Origin of the sequence: Psychrobacter sp. Sarcosine-3u-12, assembly GCF_002836005.1 — a bacterium.
GTDB classification, from domain to species: Bacteria; Pseudomonadota; Gammaproteobacteria; order Pseudomonadales; family Moraxellaceae; genus Psychrobacter; species Psychrobacter okhotskensis.
Genome location: NZ_PJBY01000087.1, coordinates 18,499 through 28,969, shown reverse-complemented (window position 1 = coordinate 28,969; position 10,471 = coordinate 18,499). Strand labels below are relative to the sequence as shown.

At 43.7% G+C, this 10,471-nt stretch carries 7 protein-coding genes and 2 pseudogenes; all 9 read right to left on the bottom strand.

Annotation, left to right across the window (positions count from 1 at the left end; all coding sequences use genetic code 11):
- Positions 1-91 precede the first annotated feature (91 nt).
- A pseudogene (locus tag CXF65_RS05670) lies at positions 92-487 on the bottom strand (hypothetical protein); the annotation flags it as partial.
- A 243-nt stretch (positions 488-730) separates the two neighbouring features.
- On the bottom strand, positions 731-991 hold the full coding sequence (locus tag CXF65_RS05665; protein ID WP_037025847.1) for a Txe/YoeB family addiction module toxin: 261 nt from the start codon (positions 989-991) through the stop codon (positions 731-733).
- Positions 992-1,104: 113 nt separating this feature from the next.
- A pseudogene (locus CXF65_RS05660) lies at positions 1,105-1,353 on the bottom strand (type II toxin-antitoxin system Phd/YefM family antitoxin); the annotation flags it as partial.
- 100 nt (positions 1,354-1,453) lie between these two features.
- Positions 1,454-2,854: an NAD(P)/FAD-dependent oxidoreductase gene (locus CXF65_RS05655; protein ID WP_101211342.1), complete on the bottom strand. Its 1,401-nt coding sequence runs from the start codon at positions 2,852-2,854 to the stop codon at positions 1,454-1,456.
- Between the two features lie 255 nt (positions 2,855-3,109).
- Positions 3,110-5,767 (bottom strand): Fe/S-dependent 2-methylisocitrate dehydratase AcnD, encoded by a 2,658-nt coding sequence (gene acnD, locus CXF65_RS05650; protein WP_101211341.1) that lies wholly within the window; start codon positions 5,765-5,767, stop codon positions 3,110-3,112.
- A 199-nt stretch (positions 5,768-5,966) separates the two neighbouring features.
- Positions 5,967-7,106, bottom strand: coding sequence for a 2-methylcitrate synthase (gene prpC, locus CXF65_RS05645; protein WP_025652712.1), 1,140 nt, complete (start codon positions 7,104-7,106; stop codon positions 5,967-5,969).
- 87 nt (positions 7,107-7,193) lie between these two features.
- Positions 7,194-7,826, bottom strand: coding sequence for a DUF2059 domain-containing protein (locus tag CXF65_RS05640; protein ID WP_101211340.1), 633 nt, complete (start codon positions 7,824-7,826; stop codon positions 7,194-7,196).
- A 90-nt stretch (positions 7,827-7,916) separates the two neighbouring features.
- Entirely contained in the window at positions 7,917-8,807 is an 891-nt protein-coding gene (prpB, locus tag CXF65_RS05635) for a methylisocitrate lyase (protein ID WP_101211339.1), read from the bottom strand.
- A gap of 353 nt (positions 8,808-9,160) precedes the next feature.
- On the bottom strand, positions 9,161-10,459 hold the full coding sequence (locus CXF65_RS05630; protein WP_101211345.1) for an NRAMP family divalent metal transporter: 1,299 nt from the start codon (positions 10,457-10,459) through the stop codon (positions 9,161-9,163).
- Positions 10,460-10,471: the final 12 nt, after the last annotated feature.

Below are 10,471 nucleotides of genomic sequence, written 5' to 3'. Positions count from 1 at the left end.
CTCCATTCCTAGTTCCCTTTCCTGTGTTTGATTTTTGTTGTAATAAATAAGGAGCGTTATGTATAGTTAAAACTAAATTTACTGTATTGGAATACTTAATCTCCTCAATCTCTATTAGGCTTTCAATTTCATAAAGCTCAGAACTATTTTTAAATTCTGGATAGCAAGAAAATCTATTTCTTATTTTCTTGATCAAATCTTTTTTTAGTTCTTCTAAGTCCATTAGGTCGTCTATATTATTTCCGCTTTTATCTTTAAAATAATTGTTATGTTCTTTAGTCTTCTCATCATAACCGAATATTATATATTTTTTAGGATTTTTTTGGTTCTCTAGACTTATCGTATTGAACATTGCTGATACATCTTTTAATAATTCATTCCATCCTTCTTCTTTCTTTTTAGACTCACCGTTCCAGTACCAATATGATTTAAATTCTAACCAAGTATTTTCATCACTAGCTACTAAATCTTCAAAAAAATCTATCATCTTTTAAGTCCTTTTTTATTAGTTGGCTGTAGCATGGATTTTCTGAATAAAACAACCTATACGTCATATATAATACGTAGTCAGCTGAGTTCTATGAATTAAAAAATTTGAACCAACCCATAAGACCCTCAACAAATGATGATAATAAATAGAAGCGTTATTATGCATAAAATATTGATAAATGTTGAGTAAAATATAAGCAGCAAAATGCGTTATCTATCTATAAGGCTATTTTTTGCTTGGTTAATAATGATAGCGGCAAGAAATAATCGTCAAATAGTTATCATCAACGGCGTACACCAACCGATTGGCATCATCGATGCGTCTTGACCAAAATCCGGATAAGTTTTCTTTTAAAGGTTCAGGTTTGCCAATGCCTTCAAACGGATTACGCTTACATTCGGTAATGAGCTTGTTGATGCGCTTGAGTGTTTTTTTATCTTGTGTTTGCCAGTATAGATAGTCCTTCCACGCAGCATCTGTCCATGCTAATTGTTCACTCATGATCAGATCTTTTACGTTTATGAAAGCCTTTGAGATCAAGCATTCTCAATATCACTATCTGTAAGCTCATTGTCATCGCTACTACCGTCACTTTTACCACTGCCTTCTGCTGTATCAATTAGTTCACGCGTAACAGTCTTGCCAGCTTTATATTGGGCAATAGAGTCCGCTAAGTGCGCCGCATTGGCAGGTGATTTTAATAAATAAACCGTTTCCATTAGGCTATTATAATAATCGAGAGACATCACTACCGCATCATCCGCATCACGGCGAGTCACGATAGTGGCATTGGCATCGTCATTTACCGTATCTAAAACAGACTTCAAATGCTTTCGGGCTTCTGAAAAACTGATTACTCTCATGAGAGACTCCTATACATGTACAATACATTGTACATTTTACGCTATTGATCAGTAGAACTCAACCCATCCTGATTAGGTGAAGCTATTGTGATCACGAATTTTAAAGTTTGGACTCTTTCTTAAGTTTAAACGAATCTTCGTGTGGCTCAATACTCATACGGAAGGACTGCTTTCCGGTAAAAAAAGCAACCATCCAATTCCAAGTCGTCGCCAAACGATTTTTGGCGGTGCTAAGCGACAAGATATGAATGACAACCCAAGCAAACCACGCAATAAAGCCCTTCAAATGCGATCCGTTAATATCAGCAACCGCAGTGAGACGTCCAATCATCGCCATATCACCGCTATGTTTATAATGAAATGCTTTATCAGTTTTACCGCTTAAATACTTACCGAGATAGGTGCCCTGACTGCTCGCCACTTGACCTAACTGGGGATGACCTTTCGGGTACGCTTCATCATGAGTGGCCAGTGCAATATCGCCAAGTGCGTATATGTCGTTATGATTTATCAAACTCAAATGACTGTCAACCAGTAAGCGCTTACCTTGACCATAATCCTCTGTATCGAGCCCTTGTATAAAATCACAAGTGACGCCTGCCGTCCAGATAAGGTTGTGTGTGTGCAGAGTCTGCCCACTTTGTAGGGTAACCATATGACCATCGTAACTTTTTACAGGATCACTAAAGATCAGATCAACTCTGAATTTCTCCATTTGTAGCTTGGTATACTGTTGTGATGATTCACTCATTGGCGCGAGCAACACAGGATCGGCCGTCACTAACGTTATACCGCCGATATTATCTAATAACTCTGGATACTCTTTATGAAGGGTATATCTACGAATTTCAGACATCACGCCTGCCAGCTCAACACCACTAGGACCACCACCAGCGATGACGATGGACAAGTAGGGCTCACGCTCGGCAACGGGCAATGAAGCCGCATAATTAAACTGTGACAGCATGTGGTTGCGGATACTGAGTGCGTCTTTTATGGTTTTCATTGGCAACGCATGCATGGCTAACTCTTGATTGCCAAAATAATTGGTCTCTGCACCCTTTGCAATAATCAAACGGTCGTAAGAAATCTCACCGGTGTCCAGAGTGATGGTTTTATCTTTAGGATTGATGCTTAAGAGCGTACCTTGACGATAGCGGACATTGTCATAATTTGAGATGTATCGACGTAGCGGATAACTGATATCTGATGACGCTAAAAATCCAGCAGAGACTTGATAGATCAGCGGTGGGAAAAAGTGATAGTCATTACGGTCAACTAAGGTGATACGGTCAGCGCTATATTTGGCCAATTGCTCAAGACAACGAATACCGGCAAAGCCTGCACCAATTAAGACGATATGACGGCGGTTATCTGCTTCTGTAGGTGATTTTTCAGGTAACTGCGCAGATAGCTTTGAGGATAATGATGCTTGGTGACTGCTCAATGGCTGGTTGTTTTTATTCAGCTTGATTTCATTGTCTACGATAAGAGTGCTCATTATATTTCCTTTTTGTCTTTACAGTAATTTGTGAAATAACAGAAGCTGATAGGGGTCAATAAAATAAGGTAATGATTAGGACAATACGTTGTGAACCAAACCAGTATATTATAAATCAACGGGGTTTGAAACCTATAGCAAGAGAACCAAGGCTGAATTTTGTTCATTAATTTAGCGAAAATAAAAAAAGAGCCACTTTTAAAGTAGCTCTTTTTGTACTTAACGTTTTAAAAGATGTAAATCAAAGGCAAACATCTACGCAATATCTAACGTGCCATCGATAAACTCTTTGGCAAAGCGTTGTAGCATACCGCCGGCGTTATACATTTTGACTTCATCAGCGGTATCTAAGCGGCAGATGATAGGGGTTTCAGTTTTGCTGCCGTCGGTACGATTAATGACTAGGGTCATCAGCCCGCCAGCGGAGACGTCACCCGTTACATCAAAGGTTTCCGTACCATCAATGTTTAGGGTATGGCGATCTGTGCCTTTTTCGAACTGTAACGGTAGCGCGCCCATGCCCACTAAGTTTTGACGATGGATACGTTCAAAGTCTTCAGCGACGACGGCTTCCACGCCAGCTAAACGCACACCTTTTGCCGCCCAGTCACGGCTTGAGCCTTGACCATAGCCATCACCTGCGATGATGATGAGCGGCTGCTCACGGTTCATATAGGTCTCAATCGCTTCCCACATGCGCATAATTTGACCTTGTGGTTCCACACGGGCCAGTGAGCCTTGAATAACATTGCCTGCTTCATCACGTACCATCTCGTTCAATAATTTTGGATTGGCAAAGGTCGCACGTTGCGCGGTCAAATGGTCACCGCGATGCGTTGCATAAGAATTATAGTCCTCGCTTGGTAAGCCCATGGTATCGAGGTACTCGCCAGCGGCCGAGTTACCCATAATGGCATTAGACGGTGACATATGGTCGGTGGTGATATTGTCACCCAATACAGCCAATGGACGCATGCCTTTTAGCTTATTCATCGCGGCCATTTTACCTTCCCAATAGGGCGGACGGCGAATATAAGTGGTCATCTCGCGCCAATCGTATAAGGGGCTTAGTGCCTTGCCTGTATCTTTTTTGGCTTCATCAAACATCGGAATATAAACGGCATTGAATTGCTCAGGCTTCACAGCTTTGGCGACGATGGCATCGACTTCTTCGTCATCAAACCAGATGTCTTTTAGATAAACGTCGTTGCCGTTTTGATCCTTACCCAACGAATCTTTTTCGATATCGAAACGAATGTTACCGGCGATAGCGTAAGCGATAACCAATGGTGGTGACGCTAAGAAGGCTTGCTTAGCATAAGGATGGATACGACCGTCAAAGTTACGGTTACCAGAAAGTACCGCCGTGCTGAATAGGTCGCGGTCGATGATTTCTTTTTCGATCTCAGGGTCTAATGCACCGCTCATACCATTACAAGTCGTACAAGCAAAACCAACCACATCAAAGCCGATTTTTTGCAGATCAGGCATAAGTCCAGCTTCTTCTAGGTACATTTTTACCGTTTTTGAGCCTGGAGCTAATGATGATTTTACCCAAGGTTTGCGTAGTAGGCCTTTAGCATTAGCATTACGAGCGACAAGACCAGCAGCAACCATGTTGCGAGGGTTAGAGGTATTGGTACAGCTGGTAATGGCAGCGATAATTACTGCGCCATCTGGCATGAGGCCATCTTCTGGTTGAGGGAGTTTGTCACCCTCACCGTGAGCAATACCTTTAGCAACCAAATCCGTGGTTGAAACGCGAGCATGCGGACGTGAAGGGCCTGCCATATTACGGACAACTGCTGACAAGTCAAATTCAAGCACGCGGTCGTAAACGGCATTTTCCATGCCATCTGCCCATAGACCGGTCTGCTTCGCATATTGCTCGACCAGTTTGATTTGTGCTTCACTACGACCTGTTAGGCGTAAATAGTCGATGGTTTGCTCATCGATATAGAACATCGCAGCCGTCGCGCCATATTCAGGCGTCATATTGGAGATAGACGCACGATCACCAACGGTAAGCGCGCGCGCACCTTCGCCGAAGAACTCAATATAGGTAGAGACCACGCCGGCATCACGTAAAAACTCGGTCATAGCCAGTACCAAATCGGTACCAGTAATACCTTTTTGCAATTTTCCGGTTAATTTAACACCAACGTAATCCGGCAAGCGCATATACGATGGGTTGCCTAGCATGACACTTTCGGCCTCTAATCCACCGACACCGATTGAGATAACACCCAACGCATCAACCATTGGCGTATGGCTGTCGGTACCGACCAAAGTATCGGCAAAGGCTACTTGTTCACCGGCTTTATTGTGTACGACTTGGACGACTGGCGACATTTTTTCTAGGTTAATTTGATGCATGATGCCGTTACCCGGTGGTACGACGTTGACGTTATCAAAGGCATACTGACACCAGTTGATAAAGTGGAAACGGTCATCATTACGGCGCTCTTCGATAGCACGGTTTTTCTCAAAAGCGTTTTCTTCAAAGCCTGCATGCTCAACGGCTAGTGAATGGTCAACAATCAACTGCGTTGGGACGATTGGGTTCACTTTTGAAGGGTCACCGCCTTGCTCAGCGATGGCGTCACGGAGACCTGCCAAATCAACAAACGCAGTCTGACCTAGGATGTCATGACAAACGACGCGAGCAGGGTACCATGGAAAATCTAGGTCTTGCTTACCTTCGATATGTTGCTTAAGTGCAGCGGTCAAATCCTCAGGTGGGCAACGACGCACTAAATTTTCACACAATACTTTTGAGCAGAACGGTAGCTTGTCATAAGCGCCAGCTTCAATGCTCTCAATCGCTTCACGAGTGTCAAAGTAATACAGGTCGGTGCCGGGTAATGGCTTTTTAAAGGGTTCATTCATCGGTTGTACGAGGGCGTTGTCCATAAGTCACCTTTGGCTGTTGGCTGGTTGGAATGAGGGCTAAAAAAGAATAGTTCTTTTAGCAAAATCATCAAGATAAAAGCAGAGTTTGCTAAAAAAACTTTTAAAGCGTTAGAGGTAAGTATTTGTAGGGTGTGATTCATACATAGTTTTAAAACACGTAAGGAAGACACACCCTGCAAATCATCTATATCAAGAAAAATTAACGCGCACTCATCTCTGGTACTGGACGCAATTCTTCACCGGTATATTCTGCACTTGGGCGAATGATACGGTTATTGGCACGTTGCTCAAACACGTGTGCTGCCCAGCCGGTTAGACGCGAACACACAAAGATTGGCGTGAATAACTTGGTTGGAATACCCATAAAGTGATAGGCAGATGCATGGAAGAAATCGGCGTTACAGAACAGTTTCTTTTCACGCCACATGACTTCTTCACAGCGAACTGAAACAGGATAAAGCACTTCATCACCAACGTCAGCGGCTAGCTTCTCAGCCCAACCTTTAATGACGACGTTACGTGGATCTGACTCGCTATAGATCGCATGACCAAAGCCCATGATTTTGTCTTTACGCGCCAGCATACCCATCATTTCTTCTTCAGCGTCATCAGGTGAGCTAAAGCCTTCAATCATATCCATCGCTGCTTCGTTCGCGCCGCCATGGAGAGGGCCACGCAGTGAGCCAATCGCGCCGGTAATGCAAGAATGGATATCAGATAGAGTAGACGCACAGACACGCGCGGTAAAGGTCGAAGCGTTAAACTCATGCTCTGCATACAAGATAAGTGAGACGTTCATTACTTTTTCGTGTAGCTCGTTTGGCTTTTCACCTTTGAGCAGATGCAAGAAGTGACCACCAATCGTCTCATCATCGGTGTCGGTTTCGATACGCACATTGTCATGAGTAAAGCGATACCAGTAGTTGATGATTGATGGGAATGTCGCCAGCATACGATCGGTTTGATCGTTCTCTTGCGAGAAATCAGTTTCCGTCTCTAGGTTGCCGAGCATAGAGCAACCAGTACGCAGTACATCCATTGGATGGGCGTCAGCTGGAATGCGTTCGAGTACGTCTTTTAGGGCTTGCGGCAGACCACGCAGTTTTTTGAGTTTGGCTTGATAAGCCTCTAGCTCGCTCTGGGTTGGCAAATTGCCATAAAGTAGCAAGTAAGCCACTTCTTCAAAAATACATTTATCTGCCAGTTCTGACACATCATAACCGCGATAGGTCAAACCTGAGCCTGATTTACCAACAGTTGATAAAGCTGTTTTACCTGCGACTTGACCGCGTAGACCTGCGCCTGACAATACTTTTGTTGATGGGTTTTGTGCTGCCATGATGAAATTCCTTTTGTTGGTAGCTTTTTTGGGTTGGAAAGGGAGTGTTTATTACAGTTAATTTATAGTTCACTATATAGCTGAGCGCTACATAGGCTCTGGGGCATCTAAATCGACATTACAACGCTCAAATTCAGCATTAATGGGTACGTTTAATACCTCCATAGCGCTGCCTTCACCCTCAGCATTGTTGATCTTCATATACTTGACACCGAGCGGCGATTCCATAAACGTCTGAATCTTAGTCATTTCTTCTGGTGTAGGGTCAGCCATCGGCGTGGCGATTTCTTCGCCGTTCATAGCCCGCAATTGCTCATTACCAAAAGCAATTAGCTTTTTGCCCACATCTGAAGAATAAAATTCGTTTAGCTCATTTAACTCTGCAGCAGTAAACTGGCTCTTATAAAAAGCATCCATCTCAGCCTTGCCCAAGTCTTTGTCGCGCGACTCAAGACAGCTTACTTGTTCGTCATTGAGCGCACCGCTATTAATAATCGGCGTGAATAGTAGGCTGTTGACAGTATCTAGCGTAATCGTTGTCATGACCAAGTCATCTTGAGTGGCAGGTGCGGTAGCATCAACTTCAGCAGTGCTTGCACCACTGGTGGTGTCGTCGGCGGTTTCTGGTGTTTTATCACAGCCCGTCATGAATAATAGCGCCGCAAGCGTGCTACTCAGTAGTGACGTTTTAAGAGCAGTATTAGCAGTAAAAAATGGCATAAATAACCTAAAAGTAGAAGACGGATTTCGAAAAGATAACACACTCAAAGGTGAGCTATCTTTTCAGTGTTGCCAATAACTAACTCTTAACTACTTATTAGCAAATAGCTTGTCTAGCGTCTGCTCAAACTCATGATAATTTAAGAAATCATACAGCTCCATGCGGGTTTGCATGGTATCAACAACTTTTTCTTGGGTACCATCATCCAATAGATGCTGATAAACGTTCAATGCCGCCTTGTTCATCGCGCGAAAAGCAGACAGCGGGTAGAGCGTCATTGCAACACCAACGTTATGCAATTGCTCAGTGGTGTATAGATCGGTCTGACCAAACTCAGTCATATTCGCCAGTACGGGAATATCTAGCACGTCCGTAAATTTACGATACATCTCAATATCTGTTAGCGCTTCGGCAAAGATCATATCAGCACCCGCTTCTTGAAACGCTACCGCGCGTTCGACAGCGGCATCAAGTCCTTCAACAGAAAGTGCATCAGTACGTGCCATAATGACAAAGTCGCTATCAGTTTTGGCATCAAGCGCCGCCTTCAAGCGATCGACCATTTCTGAGATACTGACGATTTCTTTGTTAGGGCGATGACCACAACGCTTTTGGGCGATTTGATCTTCGATATGTACGGCGGCCACACCAGCTCTTTCCATCTTTTTAATCGTTTGTGCGATGTTAAAAGCACCACCAAATCCGGTATCGATATCGACCAATAGCGGTGTTTCTACAGCGTCAGTAATACGGCGCGCATCTTCTAGGACATTATCAAGGCTCGTCATACCTAAGTCAGGTAGACCAAATGAAGCATTTGCCACGCCCGCGCCAGACAGATATAGCGCTTGGTGACCGACTTGGGTCGCCATCATCGCCGTATAAGCATTTATTGTACCTACGATCTGTAGCGGTTGATTGTTATCATTTTTTTGTTTCATGGCACTGCGGAAGCGGGCACCAGCGGATGATGAAGTCATGTCGTAGTCCTTACGTGGAGGGGTAATCTTATCGTTGTTGCCTTTGATTATACCCAATTATTCAAGCCCAAAAAGCAGTGTTTTACGATAATCGTTTAATTTTTATAAATATATAAATTAGTTAAATCAAACCTATTCATTAAGTGAATAGCATTATCTATTTTTATGCGGTTGAGGAAGACTATTATTCATAAACCTCAAAAATTGAATTAGGACAGCTGAGGTGTTTTACATTTAGTTACAATTAACTTTGTTTTACTATAACAACGAAAAAGCCCTAGTAGCTGAGCTAAAAGGGCTTTTTTATTAGCTAAAAGCGGCGTTTCAGCCATTCGCTAAATCTTAAAAACCAGTTAACCAAGCATACCTGCGAGGTTGGCTAAGAATAATAAGGCGACACCGCCTAAGAACAGTAAACTTATAATCGAATAAATATTCATACCTGCTGATAGTTTTTGATGGTTTTTCACTAAAGAGTAGTTCAACCAGCCAAAAATAGGCGCGGACACAAAGGCAGATATCATAGCGAACTTCAACATCGCGCCTAACTGTCCGGCGAAGAAGCTGATAATAATTAAGCCACCGCCAATGGCATAGGTCGTCCAAAAAGCAATCTGCTTCTTATTAATCTCGTGTTCACCTTTTAGCAAACGCCAGCACTCAGCATTGGCACGGCCGTAACCATCCGCACAGGTAATGGTAGTCCCAAACATACACATAAAGGCGACGAAGGCGACTAGCAGTCTTGACCATTCACCGATAGTGGCAGTATACATATTGATCAGCTGATCAATATAAGCGACGCCAGCGGTTTGAATCTCTTGACCGGAGCCATACTGAACGAAAACACCCAATGCTAAAAAGAACAACGCTAAAATAGCAGAAACCAAAAAGCCCACATTAAAATCAAGCAAACCTTGTTTATGAGTGGTGTTGTCCGCTTTTCTCTTTGCCGATGTCCACATCGAGGTGATAGCAGCGAACTCAAGCGGCGCTGGCATCCAACCCATCAATGCGACGATAAATCCTAATGTCGCTAAATTCCAAGGAGACGTCGGGATAAAATCAGGCGTCATCACCGTCGGCTTGCCAGCAGCAATCAGGACCGCTAATACGGTTGCGGAGACCAGAGCAATCATAATCCATTTGGTGACCCCATCAAGCAACTTATAATGACCGGCAATCAGAAAAAACCAGGATACCGCAACGATTATGACCGCTAAACTGATACTAGACAGTCCCACGGAAGCTGGCAGCATAAAGCCCAATATTACCGCCGCAAGTAGTGTCACAGCACCGGTACTAATCACCGCAGATAGGATAGATAAGACAAAATAAATCCATAGATAGGCTTTTGAGCGCTTAGCATAACCGGCGATTAAGCTCTCGCCAGTATCATAGACATAATCTGTACCGAAGCGAAAAAACGGATACTTGAAGACGTTGGCCAAAATAATCATAATGGCCAGCTGCCAGCCATATATGGCACCTGCTTGGGTGGATGAAATCAAATGCGAGCCGCCAATAGCCGCTGTCGCCATTAGAATACCGGGACCAAAGATGCGCCAGCTAAATCCTTCTTGCTGGGCAGCAAGGGTATCTTCAGCGCCTTTATTAGGGGTGCTAGGGTTATGGAATGGTGGTGTGGACATGAATACCTCGAG